Source organism: Kingella negevensis, assembly GCF_030177895.1.
GTDB classification, from domain to species: domain Bacteria; phylum Pseudomonadota; class Gammaproteobacteria; order Burkholderiales; family Neisseriaceae; genus Kingella_C; species Kingella_C negevensis.
In genome coordinates, this window is sequence record NZ_CP123448.1 from 786,221 (window position 1) to 800,946 (window position 14,726).

19 protein-coding genes are annotated in these 14,726 nt (G+C 46.3%); 4 read left to right on the top strand and 15 right to left on the bottom strand.

The features are described 5' to 3' along the window. Positions 1 to 5 precede the first annotated feature (5 nt). Positions 6 to 746: an oxygen-insensitive NADPH nitroreductase gene (gene nfsA, locus QEO93_RS04385; protein ID WP_032137715.1), complete on the top strand. Its 741-nt coding sequence runs from the start codon at positions 6 to 8 to the stop codon at positions 744 to 746. A 38-nt stretch (positions 747 to 784) separates the two neighbouring features. On the opposite strand, the gene putP is transcribed toward nfsA, so the two are convergent. The 5 genes from putP to QEO93_RS04410 form a co-directional block, all read right to left on the bottom strand. Then, positions 785 to 2,287, bottom strand: a complete 1,503-nt coding sequence (gene putP / locus QEO93_RS04390; protein ID WP_032137716.1) for a sodium/proline symporter PutP — start codon at positions 2,285 to 2,287, stop codon at positions 785 to 787. Positions 2,288 to 2,545: 258 nt separating this feature from the next. Then, positions 2,546 to 3,127, bottom strand: a complete 582-nt coding sequence (metW, locus tag QEO93_RS04395) for a methionine biosynthesis protein MetW (protein WP_032137717.1) — start codon at positions 3,125 to 3,127, stop codon at positions 2,546 to 2,548. A gap of 69 nt (positions 3,128 to 3,196) precedes the next feature. Further along, on the bottom strand, positions 3,197 to 3,526 hold the full coding sequence (locus QEO93_RS04400; RefSeq protein WP_032137718.1) for a hypothetical protein: 330 nt from the start codon (positions 3,524 to 3,526) through the stop codon (positions 3,197 to 3,199). Next, positions 3,523 to 4,653 carry a homoserine O-succinyltransferase MetX gene (gene metX / locus QEO93_RS04405; RefSeq protein ID WP_032137753.1) on the bottom strand — a complete coding sequence of 377 codons (1,131 nt, stop codon included), beginning with the start codon at positions 4,651 to 4,653 and terminating at the stop codon, positions 3,523 to 3,525. The genes QEO93_RS04400 and metX overlap by 4 nt, the downstream gene beginning before the upstream one ends. A gap of 339 nt (positions 4,654 to 4,992) precedes the next feature. Further along, the gene (locus QEO93_RS04410; protein ID WP_032137720.1) at positions 4,993 to 5,499 is read right to left on the bottom strand and encodes a GAF domain-containing protein; all 507 of its coding nucleotides are present in this window, start codon (positions 5,497 to 5,499) and stop codon (positions 4,993 to 4,995) included. Positions 5,500 to 5,561: 62 nt separating this feature from the next. Between QEO93_RS04410 and menA the strand changes: the two genes are divergently transcribed. Beyond that, complete coding sequence (gene menA / locus QEO93_RS04415; RefSeq protein ID WP_032137721.1) at positions 5,562 to 6,449, top strand: 1,4-dihydroxy-2-naphthoate octaprenyltransferase; 888 nt, start codon at positions 5,562 to 5,564, stop codon at positions 6,447 to 6,449. Between the two features lie 40 nt (positions 6,450 to 6,489). On the opposite strand, the gene QEO93_RS04420 is transcribed toward menA, so the two are convergent. Both QEO93_RS04420 and QEO93_RS04425 read right to left on the bottom strand, forming a co-directional pair. Further along, positions 6,490 to 6,654 (bottom strand): hypothetical protein, encoded by a 165-nt coding sequence (locus QEO93_RS04420; protein ID WP_157686353.1) that lies wholly within the window; start codon positions 6,652 to 6,654, stop codon positions 6,490 to 6,492. Between the two features lie 95 nt (positions 6,655 to 6,749). Then, positions 6,750 to 6,875, bottom strand: coding sequence for a hypothetical protein (locus QEO93_RS04425; RefSeq protein WP_257874913.1), 126 nt, complete (start codon positions 6,873 to 6,875; stop codon positions 6,750 to 6,752). Between QEO93_RS04425 and truB the strand changes: the two genes are divergently transcribed. After that, positions 6,855 to 7,775, top strand: coding sequence for a tRNA pseudouridine(55) synthase TruB (gene truB / locus QEO93_RS04430; RefSeq protein WP_032137722.1), 921 nt, complete (start codon positions 6,855 to 6,857; stop codon positions 7,773 to 7,775). The genes QEO93_RS04425 and truB overlap by 21 nt on opposite strands. 192 nt (positions 7,776 to 7,967) lie before the next feature. Beyond that, the gene (locus tag QEO93_RS04435) at positions 7,968 to 8,888 is read left to right on the top strand and encodes a transferrin-binding protein-like solute binding protein (protein WP_032137723.1); all 921 of its coding nucleotides are present in this window, start codon (positions 7,968 to 7,970) and stop codon (positions 8,886 to 8,888) included. Positions 8,889 to 8,942: 54 nt separating this feature from the next. Here QEO93_RS04435 and QEO93_RS04440 read toward each other — a convergent pair whose 3' ends face one another. The 8 genes from QEO93_RS04440 to rnc form a co-directional block, all read right to left on the bottom strand. Then, entirely contained in the window at positions 8,943 to 9,755 is an 813-nt protein-coding gene (locus tag QEO93_RS04440) for a hypothetical protein (RefSeq protein ID WP_245832176.1), read from the bottom strand. Positions 9,756 to 9,900: 145 nt separating this feature from the next. Further along, a complete protein-coding gene (mnmM, locus tag QEO93_RS04445; protein ID WP_085815595.1) occupies positions 9,901 to 10,464 on the bottom strand; it encodes a tRNA 5-(aminomethyl)-2-thiouridylate-methyltransferase MnmM in 564 nt (187 codons plus the stop codon). 86 nt (positions 10,465 to 10,550) lie between these two features. Further along, the gene (locus QEO93_RS04450; protein WP_032137725.1) at positions 10,551 to 10,952 is read right to left on the bottom strand and encodes a hypothetical protein; all 402 of its coding nucleotides are present in this window, start codon (positions 10,950 to 10,952) and stop codon (positions 10,551 to 10,553) included. Between the two features lie 18 nt (positions 10,953 to 10,970). Then, a complete protein-coding gene (locus QEO93_RS04455) occupies positions 10,971 to 11,390 on the bottom strand; it encodes a hypothetical protein (protein ID WP_052368814.1) in 420 nt (139 codons plus the stop codon). Positions 11,391 to 11,447: 57 nt separating this feature from the next. Continuing rightward, the gene (gene era, locus QEO93_RS04460; protein ID WP_032137726.1) at positions 11,448 to 12,374 is read right to left on the bottom strand and encodes a GTPase Era; all 927 of its coding nucleotides are present in this window, start codon (positions 12,372 to 12,374) and stop codon (positions 11,448 to 11,450) included. Positions 12,375 to 12,433: 59 nt separating this feature from the next. Further along, complete coding sequence (locus tag QEO93_RS04465; RefSeq protein ID WP_052368816.1) at positions 12,434 to 13,216, bottom strand: phosphatase PAP2 family protein; 783 nt, start codon at positions 13,214 to 13,216, stop codon at positions 12,434 to 12,436. After that, positions 13,200 to 13,673 carry a hypothetical protein gene (locus tag QEO93_RS04470; protein WP_143445753.1) on the bottom strand — a complete coding sequence of 158 codons (474 nt, stop codon included), beginning with the start codon at positions 13,671 to 13,673 and terminating at the stop codon, positions 13,200 to 13,202. The genes QEO93_RS04465 and QEO93_RS04470 overlap by 17 nt, the downstream gene beginning before the upstream one ends. 285 nt (positions 13,674 to 13,958) lie before the next feature. Then, on the bottom strand, positions 13,959 to 14,666 hold the full coding sequence (gene rnc, locus QEO93_RS04475) for a ribonuclease III (protein WP_085815729.1): 708 nt from the start codon (positions 14,664 to 14,666) through the stop codon (positions 13,959 to 13,961). Between the last annotated feature and the right edge of the window lie 60 nt (positions 14,667 to 14,726).

The window sequence follows — 14,726 nt, forward strand, 5'->3', positions numbered from 1 at the left end:
AAAATATGTTTACCAGCAAACCCACCCTTGAAACCACACTCAACCACCGCTCAATCCGCAAATTCACTGCGCAGCCAATTGCGCCCGAATTGCTCGACACGCTGATTCAGGCGGGGCAAATGGCATCATCGTCTAACTTTTTGCAAAACGTCAGCATTATCCGCGTAACCGATTTGGCAAAACGCGCTCAAATTCGCACCATCTGCATGGGCGGCGGCAAAGGCGGTCATGCTTATGTGGAAGCATGCGCAGAACTGCTGATTTTCTGCGCCGATGTGTCGCGCCATTTACAGCTTGCACCCGAAGCGCAAATTGACTGGATAGAAGTGCTGCTGATGGGCGCGGTTGATGTGGGGATTTTTGCGCAAAACGTGTTGCTCACAGCGGAATCGCTGGGCTTAGGTGGCGTGTTCTTGGGCAGCATTCGCAACGATATGGCGCAAGTGGCGCAGATTTTGACGTTGCCGCGCGGCGTTGTGCCGATTGTGGGCATGAGTTTGGGGTATCCCGACCAAGAACCGATGCAGCGTCCACGTTTGCCTGCGCGTATGATTGTGTCTGAAAACGCTTTTCAGGCTGCCAATACAGATGATTTGAATGCCTATAATCAAATGGTTGCGGATTATTATCGTGAACGCAGCCAGCTGGATTTGGATTGGGCGAAACAGATTAGCGGTGCACTGTGTCGCGAAGTTCGCCCTGATGTGTTGGCATTTTTGCAGCAACAAGGTTTTGCGAAACGATGAAAAAAGCAGCCTGAAAGTGTTTTCAGGCTGCTTGTGTTTTATTCCATGTGTTCTTTTTTAAACGCCTCTTCAGCTTGCTCAAAGCGTTTCTCAACTTCCGCATTTGGCTTAGTTGCCAACGAAACCGCAATCGCCACAATCACGCCAACGATAAAGCCTGGCACCATTTCATAAAGTGCGCTGCCCGTCATCGGTTTCCAAGCCACCACAGTAACCGCTGCCGCCAGCATACCTGCCAACGCGCCCTGCTCTGTCATGCGTTTCCACACCAAAGACAAAATCACAATCGGGCCAAACGCTGCGCCAAAACCTGCCCACGCATACGAAACCAAGCCCAGCACTTTGCTGTTTGGATCGGACGCGATAATCATCGCAATGCCAGCCACCGCCAACACCATTAAGCGGCCAATCCACACCAGCTCTTTTTGTGGCGCATTTGGGCGCAAGAAACCTTTGTAGAAGTCTTCCGTCACCGCACTTGAGCAGACCAATAATTGTGCCGACAAGGTGGACATTACCGCCGCCAAAATTGCCGACAAAATCACACCTGCAATCCAAGGGTTGAACAAAATGGTTGTCAGCGCAATGAAAACACGCTCGTGGTCGCCTTTCATGAAAACGGCATCTTCAGGGCGCATGCCGAAGTAGGCAATCCCAAAATAGCCCACCAACACCGCGCCGCCCAAGCAAGCAATCATCCAAGACATACCAATTCGGCGCGCTTTCACCAAAGATTTCACACTGTCAGCCGCCATAAAACGCGCCAAAATGTGCGGTTGTCCGAAATAGCCTAAACCCCACGCCACGCTGGAAATAATGCCGACTACGGTTGTGCCGTGCAAAAAGTCGCTGTAAAACTTGCCGTTAGCTTGTGCCGCAGCCTGAATCGCGGCTGACATTTCGTCCGCGCCGCCTAAGTTTAAATACACCATCACGGGCGTTAAAACGAGGGCAAAAATCATCAAAGTGGCTTGAATAGTATCTGTCCAGCTTACTGCTAAGAAACCGCCGATGAAAGTGTAAATAATTGTGGCGGCTGCACCGAGCCACATCGCTTGGGTGTAGCTTACTTCAAACAGGCTTTGGAACAATCGCGCCCCTGCCACGACACCTGCCGCACTGTAAACTGTAAAGAAAAACAAGATGATAGATGCCGACAAAACTTTAATGCTGTGTCCTTTTGCGCCGAAGCGGTGGTAGAAATAATCGGGCAAAGTCATGGCGTTGTTGCAATATTCGGTATGCACGCGCAGTCGCCCTGCAATCAATCGCCAGTTGAGATACGCGCCCAAAACTAAGCCGATTACCACCCAAGATTCGCTCAAGCCTGTGAAGTAAATCGCGCCAGGCAAACCCATCAACAGCCAACCTGACATATCAGACGCACCTGCGGACATGGCGGTTACGAATGCGCCTAAGCTGCGTCCGCCAAGAATATAATCGTCAAAATCGCGCGTGGAAAAATACGCGGCTAAACCAATCAGCAGCACGGCAATTAGGTACACGCTGAATGTGATATACATAGGATTGAAATTACCCATGAATATTTCCTTTCGTTAAATACGCTGAGAAACTTAATACGTAGGTTGGATACTTGTATCCAACAATTATCCAATCTGGCGAAATGTTGGATTCGAGAATCCAACCTACAATAAAAATTTCACAGACAAGCCATTATTTTCAGGCTGCATTTCACACGCAGCCTGAAATATTATAAAAGCAGCCTGAAACTTTATATTTCTGTTTCAGGCTGCGGTTGATTGAGTTTATATATGATTTTACAAAATCTTGCAAACAATTTAACCCACGCGATAAAACGCCAAACTGCCGAGCAAATTCGGCAAATATTCCACGCGTTTACCGCCAGCCATTACGGTGCGTTCAAGCACATTGATGTTGTTTTGCGCGCACAAGCGGTCAAAATCTTGCAGCGTACACCAATGAATATTGGGCGTGTTGTACCACTGATACGGCATGCGTTCGCTAACGGGCATGTGTCCGAGCAGCGCAATTTGGAAGCGGTTGCGCCAGTAGCCGAAGTTCGGGAACGACACAATCGCTTGTTTTGCCACGCGAGTTAAGTCGCGCAAAATGGTTTCGGTGTTTTGCATGGCTTGAATGGTTTGGCTCAGCACAATCACGTCAAAACTGTTGTCGCCAAATGCGGACAATCCTTGTTCTAAGTCTGCTTGAATCACGTTTACGCCACGTTCTATCGCAGCCTGAACGCCATCTACGGCAATTTCTACGCCGTAGCCTGTGCAGTTTTTGTTGCGCATCAGGGCTTCTAATAATTCGCCCTTGCCGCAGCCCAAATCTAGCACATGGGCGTTTTGCGGAATCCAGTCGTAAATCAGTTGTAAATCGTCTCTTAATTTCATGGTTTTTGTCTTTTTTAATTAGTTTGTTTTCAGGCTGCGAAATCGGGCATAAATGCACCGACCTACACGTTACTTAACTAGCACCCAGCCTTCTTCACGGTTTCGCCAAGTTAAAAACGGCGGCGTGTAACCATCTTGAAAACGGATTTCATATTGATTGTTACCAATGGGAACAAAATTCGGCTGCCAACCTTGTTGATTGTGATGAAAACCAAGCGGTAATAATTCCGCTTCCGTGTTGGCAGGCAAACGCCCGTTTTTTTGCTGAAACTGCTCAATATTGGCGATGATTTTATTGCCCATTTCAATGTCTTTTTGTCGCCGCCATTCCATTGGGATATGGATGTACGCCACAGCAATCAACACCAGCGCAGTCAAGCCAATCAGCCACTCTTTCATACGCTCACCTGAATATTTTTCATATACGCGCGGACGGCGTTCATATAAGCCGCGTCGTCCATCAAAAAGGCATCATGCCCAAATTGTGATTCCACTTCCACATATTGCACGGTTTTGCGCGATGCCACCAACGCTTGTACGATTTCGCGTGAACGCTCGGGCGAAAAACGCCAGTCGCTGCTGAAGCTGGCGATGAAAAATTTGCTTTTCACATTCGCTAACGCAGCCTGTAAATCGTCGCCGTGTTCCGCCGCAGGGTCAAAATAATCCAAGGCTTTGGTCATCAATAAATAAGTGTTCGCATCAAAAGTTTCGGCGAATTTATTGCCTTGATAACGCAGATAACTTTCTACTTCAAAATCAATATCATAATTGTATTGATATTCGCCGTTTCGCAGGGTACGACCAAATTTTTCGCCTAAACCGTGTTCGGCTAAATAAGTGATGTGTCCCATCATGCGCGCAATTTTTAAACCGCGACGCGGCTTGGTTTCGTTCGCCAAATAGTTGCCTTCAAAAAATTCGGGGTCTGTGAGCATGGCTTGACGTGCCACGTCATTGAACGCGATGTTTTGCGTGCTTAATTTGGGTGCGGACGCAATCACCAGTGCGTGTTTGACGCGTTCAGGAAAATCAATCGCCCACTGCAAGGCTTGCATGCCACCCAGCGAACCGCCAACTACCGCCGCCCATTGCTCAATCCCCAAAGTGTCGGCGAGCATGGCTTGGCTGCGTACCCAGTCGCGCACGGTAACTAGGGGAAAATCTGCGCCGTAAATTTTGCCTGTTTCGGGATTGATGCTGGTTGGACCTGTACTGCCTGCGCAACCACCTAAATTGTTCAGCACGACGACAAAAAATTTATTGGTGTCAATCGGTTTGCCTGCGCCAATCATGTTGTCCCACCAGCCTGCGTGTTTGTCGCTTGGACTGTGGCGACCTGCGGCGTGATGTGTGCCTGACAGGGCGTGGCAAATCAAAATGGCGTTGTCTTTTTGGGCGTTCAGGCTGCCGTAGGTTTCGGTAATCAAATCAAAACGGGGCAAGGTTTTGCCGTTTTGCAGCGTAAAAGGTTGCTCAAAGGCAATGGTTTTGGGTTGGACAATGGTGGTGCTGGTTACTGACATAATCTGTGTTTCATTTGTGAATTTTTGATAAGAGATTATAACGCTGTTTGGGTTTTCAGGCTGCCAAATGCGTTTAAAAACGTTTACAATGGTTGAATGATGAGTCAATTTTTTCGTACGGTTAAACCGCTTGTTTTTCATACTCTTTTAGATACGTTGTTCTTTTATTTGATGTATTCGCGTATTACGGAAAATATTTTTGCGATTGCGCTGTGTATTTTCGTGATTTACGCAATTTATCAATTTAACAAGTTTTTGTTCTTGCTGACGTATCTTGTTTTTTATGCAGCCTGTTTGTTTTTTTAAAACGGTTTTCAGGCTGCGATTTATCGTGTCAATTCATGCCAATTCAGGCACATTTAACAATTCTGTCAAACTATCGCACACTAAACGCAAATAATGCGCGTCCGTGTCATCAAACGTAGCAATTTCCGTGTGGTCAATATCCAGCACGCCCACAATCTCGCCGCGTTTATTGTAAACAGGCAACACAATTTCTGATTGCGACAGAGCCGAACATGCAATGTGGTCTGGGTGTGCGTTCACATCTTTCACGACCATAATCTCATTTCGCGCCCAAGATTGACCACACACACCACGCCCTTTCGCAATGCGCGTGCAAGCAATTGTCCCTTGAAATGGCGCAAGAATCAGCTCGTCGCCTGTCTTGTTTACCAGATAAAAGCCCACCCAAAACCAGCCAAAATGCTCTTTCAACACCGCGCAAGTGTTCGCCAAAGTGGCAATAAACAAATCAGAATCCGCCGCCATTACCGCGCGTAACTGCGGCAGCAATTCCTCATATTTTTCTGATTTAGATTGAACCGAAGAATGAATTTCATACATAATAATACTCCTAAATAACTAGGCAGCCTGAAAAAGCAAATTCTAACCTAACTTCACAAACTATGTTCCCCATTTTCGCCCTCACACGCCCCAGAACCCTACCGCTTGCCGTCGCCACCGTCATCAGCGCACACGCATTAGCCTATCAGCAAAACCACTTTAACTGGCACACATTCGCCCTATCCCTACTCACCGTCCTACTGTTGCAAATCACATCAAACATCGCCAACGACTACGGCGATGGCATACGCGGCACAGACACCCACCGCGCCGCCCACGCCCCAAAACGCTACAGCGTTGCCAGCGCACAGAACGCACACGCCGTCAAACGCTATCTCATCATCGCCGTTATCGCCAGCATAATCAGCGGCATCGCCCTATTAAGCAGCAGCCTGAAAACCACCCACGACTGGTTCATTTTCCTACTGCTCGGCGCAACCGCCCTCATCGCCGCGCTCACCTACACCATCGGGCGATACGCCTACGGTTATTATGCACTCGGCGAAGTTGCCGTATTTCTCACATTCGGCTGGCTCGGCACACTCGGCAACTATTATCTGCAAACCCACAGCTACCACCCCAGCCTGCTTCTCCCAGCCACAGGTAGCGGATTACTCGCCGCTGCCGTGCTGCACATCAACAATATCCGCGACCGCCAAAGCGACCTCATTGCAGGCAAACGCACACTCGCCAACTATTGCAGTTTTTCAGGCAGCCTGAAACTGCAAAAAACCTTCTTGCTGACCGCATTCGCGTGTTACGCACTGTATGGTTTTATCGCATGGCAAAGCGCGTTATCGCTTGCCAGTTTGCCTTTGGTTTGGCGACATATTTGCCGATTGAACCACGCAAACAATGAAGCACAAGCAGGGCAAGAACTCGCCGTAGTCGTCAAAATTCATTTTTGCGCGAATAGCTTGTTTGCGGTTGGGCTAATTCTGTTTTCTTAACCGTGTCCAACAAAGGAACCACCATAAACAAATCCCTTATTCAAAAAATGCGCTCACACACCACCAAACCGCACAATTTACTGGCGATTTCCTTTATGGTATAGGAGCTAATTGCCATTGAAGGCGCTTGGTTCACCGAAATTTTCATCAAGCCAAAAGTATCAACCGAAGATTTCCCCACCATAGACATGATTAACCAAGCCATTCATTTTCTGATTTTATATCCCAGCATTATGAAATTTTTTGGTATGGATTTTTCATTCATCGCCCAGTTTTTCAAGCGAAACAAATCATAAACTTTCAGGCTGCGTTTTCTATTACAATCGCAGCCTGAAAAATATCCAATAAAACTTTTAGGCTGCAAATCCCAAACGCAGCCTGAAAACGCAACAACGAAAGCCCCAAATGACCCCAACCAAACCCCAAAAACGCCCCATTAACGGCGTATTATTGTTAGACAAACCCATCGGCTTAAGCAGCAACACCGCCCTGCAAAAAGCCCGCCGTCTCTACCGCGCCGAAAAAGCAGGACACACAGGCGTACTCGACCCACTCGCCAGCGGCTTATTGCCCGTGTGTTTTGGCGAAGCCACCAAATTCGCCCAATATCTTTTGGACGCAGACAAAGCCTACACCGCCACGATCAAACTCGGCGAAGCCACCACCACAGGCGACTCAGAAGGCGAAGTCATCGACACTGCCCGCAGCGACATCAGTGCAGCCGAGTTTCAGGCTGCCTGTACCGCGCTCACAGGCGATATTCGCCAAGTGCCACCCATGTTTTCCGCGCTCAAACACGAAGGCAAACCACTTTATGAATACGCACGCAAAGGCATTGTGATTGAACGCAAACCGCGCGATATCACGATTTATTCCATTGAAATCACAGAATTTTCCGCGCCAAAAGCAGTGATAGACGTGCGTTGCAGCAAAGGCACATACATTCGCACACTCAGCGAAGACATAGCCAAGCACATCGGCACATTTGCCCATTTAACAGGCTTGCGCCGTACGTCCACCGCAGGGTTTAACATCGCGCAAACACACACGCTAGAAGCCATCGAATCGCAGCCTGAAAATAAACGCGACAACTGGCTTTTGCCGTGCGATGTATTGGTGCAACATTTGCCGCGCGTGGAACTGGACGGCGAAAGCGTCAAAAAACTGCGCTTTGGGCAAGCCGCGCCATTTACAGCAACTGATTTACCCAGCAACACGCCGCTTCGCGCTTATGCAACTGACGGCGAATTTATTGGTTTAGTGGAATATTTCAGTCATCATCAATGCTTGAAAGTGGTGCGTTTGATGAATACCAACGCAACCTGAAAAACAAAGCAGCCTGAAACTATTTTCAGGCTGCTTTTTTATTCATTTGTCAAAAAAATATCCATTCCCATCTTTAACTAAATAAAATCAATACTTTTTGATAATTTATGTAAAATTAACTGAATTACTCTACAACAGCGTTATACTGTGGCAAAATAATATTAATTCCCTACAACCTTTTGGAGAAACAAAATGAATAAAAAAACAATTGTACTTGTGTGTACGACTTTATTTGGCTTAGCAGCATGTGGCGGAGGCGGTGGTGGTCACCATACACCAAACGTAAACACAGGTAATAGCCAACCATTAAACAAACAAGGCTTAACCAATAACCAGACGAATAATCAAAATTCGTCTACCAACCAAACTTCGCCTAACAATCAGACGAATAACAAAAACACAAGCAACAACAGTAAACCCACTTACACGCCAACTTCAGAATACAAAGGTAGTGTTACGGTTTCCAACGAACCAGATACCAGCAAAGCAACGATTAAATCGATTACCAACCCAAATCTAGACAAAATCGTTGTGGATGGACATGAAATTGTTATCAACTACCCAGGAATCGTGTCTGGCACGTTTACCACCATCCGCAACGGAAACAGAGAAACCATCATCAGCGGCAAACAACTCAAATACGCAAAATTTGGTTTGCATGAAATACATGAAAGACGTGATTCTAAAGTGTACACATTTGCCATCGGCGAAGTAACACCTACTACAGGTGAAAATGCTGTTCCCCCAACAGGTAAAGCCACTTATAAAGGTTCAACCGTGATGAACGTAGGTGGCGGCTCATTTATTATGAAAGACCCTTCGCTGGCTAAATCGCACTTTGATGTGGATTTTGGTAGCAAAACAATTTCCGGCTATACGCAAATCACCACAGAAGCTGGCAATACGCTGCACAATGTGCCGTTGGAGGGCAAAATCAACGGCGCAACATTTAGCGGCACAAAAGACAAAGTAAGCATGCAAGGTCATTTCTTTGGTCCGAAAGCGGCAGAATTAGGCGGCGTGTTTAAAGGCACAATTGCTGAGAAAAATGAAGAAACTAATAAAATGATAGATGTTCCTGTGCTGGGTTCATTTGGCGCGACTAAACAGTAATAAAAGAAAAACCCTATCTCAGTAAGAGATAGGGTTTTATTTTTCAGGCTGCCATTAGAAATTATACGTTACACCAAACATTACAACAGGCACCACTTTGTATTTTTGCAAACGGTCGCGCAGTTTATTTGTTTCATCATCTACGCGTTGCGTAATCATATTTTGCGCTTTTTGTTTGTCTTCATCGCTGATTTTAATGCCAGAGCCATTCAACTTCGCTTGCGCCTCAACCAGTTTTTCATTCAATGTACTGCTAAGCGTTACATTGGTTTTAGGTCTGCCCACATACATACCCAAATCAGCCGTAAAGCCCCACGTGCCTGCTTTTCTTTGCGCCACATTGTGTCCCCAACCAATGCCCACATAAGGGGAAACTTTTGGGTAATGCATTTGCACGTGAACATTGTCTTTACCGTCCAATTTCACTGAATACGATTTACCACCAATTTTAAACGTTTGTTCTGCCGCAGAAACGCTATAACCACTTGCTGAAATTTTGGTGCGACCAAATCCCAAACCAGCCGTTAAACGGAAGCTGTTATTCATTGGGAAAAAGTCGCCCTGAATATTAAACTTATCGCTGCGCGCATCAGCAGAATAAGCAATGCCTCGTTCAGTGAAATCACGGCTTACACGCCCAATCGTCATCGTATCGGCACGCAACGTAAATTTTTCATTCACGCCATAGCCAACCCCCAAACCCACACCAGGGAAGCCTGCTTTGCCATAAACTTCCCATTTCGCAGGGGTTTCTGTGCCAGAGGAAACCGACTCAGTGGCCATTTCCTCCGCAAATGCAGAACCAGCCATTAGCATGCTTAACACAATAGCTGAATATTTCACCGTTTTAATACACTTCATTTCCATAATAAGCTCCTACACTTTCAAAAATTTACCACACAAATTTAATGATGAAAAATTATAATTCATTTGCCATATTTTTGTTAAAAACAGTAAAAATAATCACAAGTATTTGACTAAAATCAAATTCACCTTTGACATAAAAACAACGTTAATTTTCTAGCTTTTGTGCTACCAACCCAACAGGCGGACAATTTCGTTGATTGATAAATTCATAACGCAGCACGCGGAATTTTTCCTGCGGCAACTGCGCAGCAAAAGACACAATTTCCCGCATTTCATCTTTACCTGCTTCATGCCCGTGATATAAAGCTGCCGTTACAATCCCCTGCACTTTCAGCAACTTTAATGCAGCCTGAAAGGCCTGCAAACTCGTTTCAGGCTGCGTGGTGATTTCGTGATTACCACGAGGCAAATAGCCAAAATTAAACATCACCGCAGACACTTCTTCCGCTACAAACTCCGCCATCTGCTCATGACCTGCATGAATCAACGATACGCGTTGTGCTACACCATTTTGTTGCAGACGCTGTTCCGTTTGCTGCAAGGCTGCTGTCTGAATATCAAACGCAAACACGCGCCCTGTTTCGCCCACGCATTGCGCTAAAAATAATGTGTCGTGCCCGTTGCCAGCCGTTGCGTCTATCACACAATCGCCAGATTGAATGTGCGCACGGATTTGGTCGTGCAAAAATGGGAGGATATTGCGATACATTTTCAGGCTGCCTTATTGTTTAACATGGTTTTTAATTGCGGTGCGACTTTTGTCTATTTTCGATATAAGTTGCATGTAGCTTCCTTTCAGGCTGCCTGAAAAGTATCTTGCAACAGATGCTGAATAATCGGTGTCATTGACATACCTTGTATGACTTGCATGGCACGCCAATCACGCCCATTCGGTAAGGTAGAAAGATGCATGGGACTGTTGCTTTTTTCAAATGCTAATAGGGGTTCGCTGTTGATAATAATCGTTGTTTCAGGCTGCAAATGGGCTAAATTGCTGGGTAATAAATAATGTGGCGTTAAGATGATATTGATTGCGCCTTGAACCATGCAGCTATACAGCAGGTAATCTCTGATTTGTGAAATTTGTGAATGGCAGTTGCTGTCTAATAACGCATGGTGCAGCAAGTTTGCCATATCGTTAAAAATAGGGACGTTTGCACGCTCTAAAATGCAAATGTTGGTGTTTAAAACAGTCATCGTTTTTTCCTTATGTTTTCAGGCTGCTTTGAGAAGCTGCTGCATAATGTTTGCTTGTGGTAGAGCTTGCATCGTTTGCAACGCTTCTTTTTGTTGTGCCAACCGTGTTTCAGGCTGCGTGCACAAGTTCACACAAGTTTGCACCAGCTGTTCATACGGCGTAGCAACAATACCATTTAAATACGCAGCCTGAATGCTGGTGTTGGGATTTACTTCGGAAACCACTGCCACGCCGTTGGTCATCAAATAAAAGCAACGCACAATTTCAAAAATCTGGCTATCAAAATAGTGCATATTTAAAACGACTTTGCTACGGGCAATCCATTTATCGCGCTCTTTGCCGAAGACATCTTGCAGCACTTCAACACGCAAACCTTGTTTCGGCAACTGATTCAAAATATTCACACGACGCTCATTCAATGAGCCATAAAACAGCACATCAATATCAGGCGTTGATGATAATTCAATGCGTTTTAATGCAGCCTGAAAAATGGTTTACAGTCCCAATTCATTCAAGAAACGAATATCGTCCGCCCAACCCGATTTCACTTTCACCCAAACTTTTAAAAACACCTTGCAATCAAACAGTTTTTCCATATCCAAACGCGCTTCGGTAGAAATTTTCTTCATTTTCTCGCCGCCTTTGCCGATGACAATCGGTTTTTGATTTTCTTTGTCCACCAAAACAGCAACATAAATGTGATACATACCATTTTCTTTTTTAAATTGCTCCACTTCCACATTCATCGCGTACGGCAATTCTTCGCCCAAATAGCGGAACAATTTTTCGCGCACAATTTCCATTGCCAAGAAACGGCTGGATTTATCCGTAACCATGTCTTCGGGATACATCGGCACGCTTTCAGGCAAAAATGGCTTCAGCGTTTCCAATAAATTCGCAATCCGCAAGCCGTGTTTAGCACTCACCACTTCCACCGCCGTAAAGTCAAATTCCGCGCGCACTTCATCAATAAACGCATTCAGCGCAATTTTGTCTTTCGCCTTATCCTTGTCGATTTTGTTCACCACCAAAATCACAGGCGTGTTTTTTGGCAACTGTTTCAGTACCGTGCGGTCGGCTTCCGTGAATCGCATCGCTTCCAACACAAACGCAATCGCATCAACGCCGCTCATCGCTTCGGTTACGTTCAAATTCAATCGGTCATTCAACGCGTTGCGGTGGTCTGTTTGAAACCCTGGTGTATCTACAAATACAAATTGCGCCGTATCATCGGTGTAAATGCCTGTAACTTTATGGCGCGTGGTTTGCGCTTTTTTGCTGGTAATGCTGATTTTTTGTCCGATTAAATGATTCATCAGCGTGGATTTACCCACGTTTGGGCGACCCACAATCGCGATAAAGCCACAACGGTAATTCTGCGCGGCGGCTTGTTCTTTTGCTAAAAATTCTTCTACGTTCATTTTTTACTTTCTATAGTAGGTCGGATTCTCGAATCCGACATTTCTCAATATTTTATTTTTCAGGCAGCCTGAAACCGCTTTTGCAACTTCGGCAACACCCACCCAAAAATCCAACCATGCCACGCCAAACAAATCAACGTCGCCGCAAACAAATCAATCGGAAAGTGCATACCCAAGCGCACACGGCTAAATAACATCGCCGCCGCCCACACACTTAACGCAGCCTGAAAACCCCAAGCCACCACACCCATTTGACCACACAGCAAACCTGCAAACAGCAACACCCAAGACACCGCAAAACTCGTATGCCCAGACGGAAACGAATAGCCCAGTTCATCTTGCTGATAATCCGCCACCGTGCGCGTGTCGTCATCAAACGCCGTTGCGCGAATCATCTCACGCTTTGTATCTTTCGTTTGCGCATAAAACGAATCAGGCGCGTAGCCCAGTTGCTCAGGCACATTCGCCTTGTGCAACGCCACCACATACGGGCGCGGCTCTTTCACCAACCGTTTCACCCCCGACTTAATCGCCTGCGTCCCCACCTGCGAAACCGCGCACAAAAGCACCACCACCCGCCAATCCACGCGCCCACGCGCCAATCCTATAGCACACAATGTCAAAATCGCCGCCGTTATCACACCATAAGGCACGGACGACATATAAGTCAGCCCAATCCATGCCTGATTTGCCGCCGTTTTGCCCACCATATCCGACATCGTCCACACGCTGCCAGTCGCCCAAAAATAGATGGGCACAAGCAACATCAACGCCGCATAAACCACTAATTTCACATACACATTTGTTTTCAGGCTGTCTGAAAGATTATTGTTTTGTAACACGTCTAAATTTCTTCTTATTCGTTAAAACAGGTTCAATCTGCCCCATTACCACAGGCGGCAAACCCCAATGTTTAATCAATTTATTCAACTGCTTAATTTTCGCCATGCGAACAGGTCTACCCAAAAACATCGGCGCATTGAGTGCAAATTTAATTTTCGTGCAGAGAAAATTCACCGTTTCCTGAATGCACATTTCATCTTGTTCAAACCACAATTCTGTGGAACTTGTCAGCCAGCCGCGTCCTTTGATGTAACGCCCGTTGCCTTGTCGCTTAAACTGGTTTGCATCGCACCACGCCTGAAACAAGAAATCTTGCTCGGCATTTTTGGGCGCAGGTAAACGCAAAACAGGGTATTTTTTCGCCGCTTCGTTGCTGCTTGTCCATGAATACAGCATACCAATTACCGCGCCAATCATTGCGCCAATCATCACATTAGACATTGTTTTTTTCTCCATAATTTGCAGCCTGAAAACAGAGTCATTGCCATTTTCAGGCTGCAAATACATTTCGCTAAATTTTACCGTTGAACATGGCGTTGCGCCGCCATACCCATGCTTTAGGTTTGTGAAGTTTTATCGTTTGCAGCCTGAAAAAGTCGGGCATAAATGCACCGACCTACATCGCAGCCTGAAAACGATAGTTGATTGAAATAAAAATGAGACAAGGCGACAATGCCTGCCGTGTGCGCGTGGCACATAAAGGCGTTGGCAACGCCGTATCATTGCAATTTCAATCAACTATCATTTCTTCTTCGCAAATTTCTCTTCCAACCACGCCAACGCCTGTTGTGCACATTCCTGTTCTGCCGCGCGGCGACTGTGCGCTTGAGCATAAAAAATTTGCCCCAACTCGCCCAAATCGCAAGACACATCAAATCGCGCATCATTGCCTTCGCCCGTTTGCTTTTCAATGCGATATTTCGGCAACGCAAACCGCTTGCCTTGCAGCCATTCTTGCAAACGCGTTTTCGCGTCTTTCGCTTGCGTGTTGGTGTTCAAATGGCGCACTTTGTCGGCAAACAAACCGCGCACCACGTTTTCCGCCGTGTGAAAATCCGCGTCAAAACTAATCGCTGCAAACAGGGCTTCCATCGCGTCCGCCAAAATAGATGCGCGGTCATTGCCGCCGCTTTTCAGCTCGCCCATGCCCAAATACAGCGCGTTGCCCAAGCCTAATTCTCGTGCGATTTCGGCTAATGTGGCTTCTTTTACCAACTGAGCGCGTAGGGGCGACAAGCGTCCTTCTGGCAAATTGGGGAACGCGTCATACAGCATTTTGGCGACAACATAGTCCAAAATACTGTCGCCGATAAATTCAAAGCGTTCGTTATTTTGCGCAGAATAGCTGCGGTGCGTGAGGGCTTGTTGCAGCAGTTTGATATTTTTGAAGGCGTAACCGATTTTGTCTTGAATCGGGCGGAAATATTGAAGACGAATGTCAGATTTCATGGTTAAAAAAATCAATCAGATAAAAGTGAAATTATACGCGAAACTGGTTTTTCAGGCTGC

Excerpts from the sequence above, each read along its gene's own strand:
- QEO93_RS04420 (WP_157686353.1), bottom strand. The coding sequence starts at position 6,654 with ATGGCTTGGTTAATCATGTCTATGGTGGGGAAATCTTCGGTTGATACT.
- QEO93_RS04440 (WP_245832176.1), bottom strand. The coding sequence starts at position 9,755 with ATGGAAATGAAGTGTATTAAAACGGTGAAATATTCAGCTATTGTGTTA.
- era (WP_032137726.1), bottom strand. The coding sequence starts at position 12,374 with ATGAACGTAGAAGAATTTTTAGCAAAAGAACAAGCCGCCGCGCAGAAT.
- QEO93_RS04470 (WP_143445753.1), bottom strand. The coding sequence starts at position 13,673 with ATGGAGAAAAAAACAATGTCTAATGTGATGATTGGCGCAATGATTGGC.
- QEO93_RS04400 (WP_032137718.1), bottom strand. The coding sequence starts at position 3,526 with ATGAAAGAGTGGCTGATTGGCTTGACTGCGCTGGTGTTGATTGCTGTG.
- nfsA (WP_032137715.1), top strand. The coding sequence starts at position 6 with ATGTTTACCAGCAAACCCACCCTTGAAACCACACTCAACCACCGCTCA.
- truB (WP_032137722.1), top strand. The coding sequence starts at position 6,855 with ATGACCCCAACCAAACCCCAAAAACGCCCCATTAACGGCGTATTATTG.
- metW (WP_032137717.1), bottom strand. The coding sequence starts at position 3,127 with ATGAAATTAAGAGACGATTTACAACTGATTTACGACTGGATTCCGCAA.
- putP (WP_032137716.1), bottom strand. The coding sequence starts at position 2,287 with ATGGGTAATTTCAATCCTATGTATATCACATTCAGCGTGTACCTAATT.
- menA (WP_032137721.1), top strand. The coding sequence starts at position 5,562 with ATGTTCCCCATTTTCGCCCTCACACGCCCCAGAACCCTACCGCTTGCC.
- QEO93_RS04410 (WP_032137720.1), bottom strand. The coding sequence starts at position 5,499 with ATGTATGAAATTCATTCTTCGGTTCAATCTAAATCAGAAAAATATGAG.
- QEO93_RS04450 (WP_032137725.1), bottom strand. The coding sequence starts at position 10,952 with ATGACTGTTTTAAACACCAACATTTGCATTTTAGAGCGTGCAAACGTC.
- mnmM (WP_085815595.1), bottom strand. The coding sequence starts at position 10,464 with ATGTATCGCAATATCCTCCCATTTTTGCACGACCAAATCCGTGCGCAC.
- QEO93_RS04435 (WP_032137723.1), top strand. The coding sequence starts at position 7,968 with ATGAATAAAAAAACAATTGTACTTGTGTGTACGACTTTATTTGGCTTA.
- metX (WP_032137753.1), bottom strand. The coding sequence starts at position 4,653 with ATGTCAGTAACCAGCACCACCATTGTCCAACCCAAAACCATTGCCTTT.
- rnc (WP_085815729.1), bottom strand. The coding sequence starts at position 14,666 with ATGAAATCTGACATTCGTCTTCAATATTTCCGCCCGATTCAAGACAAA.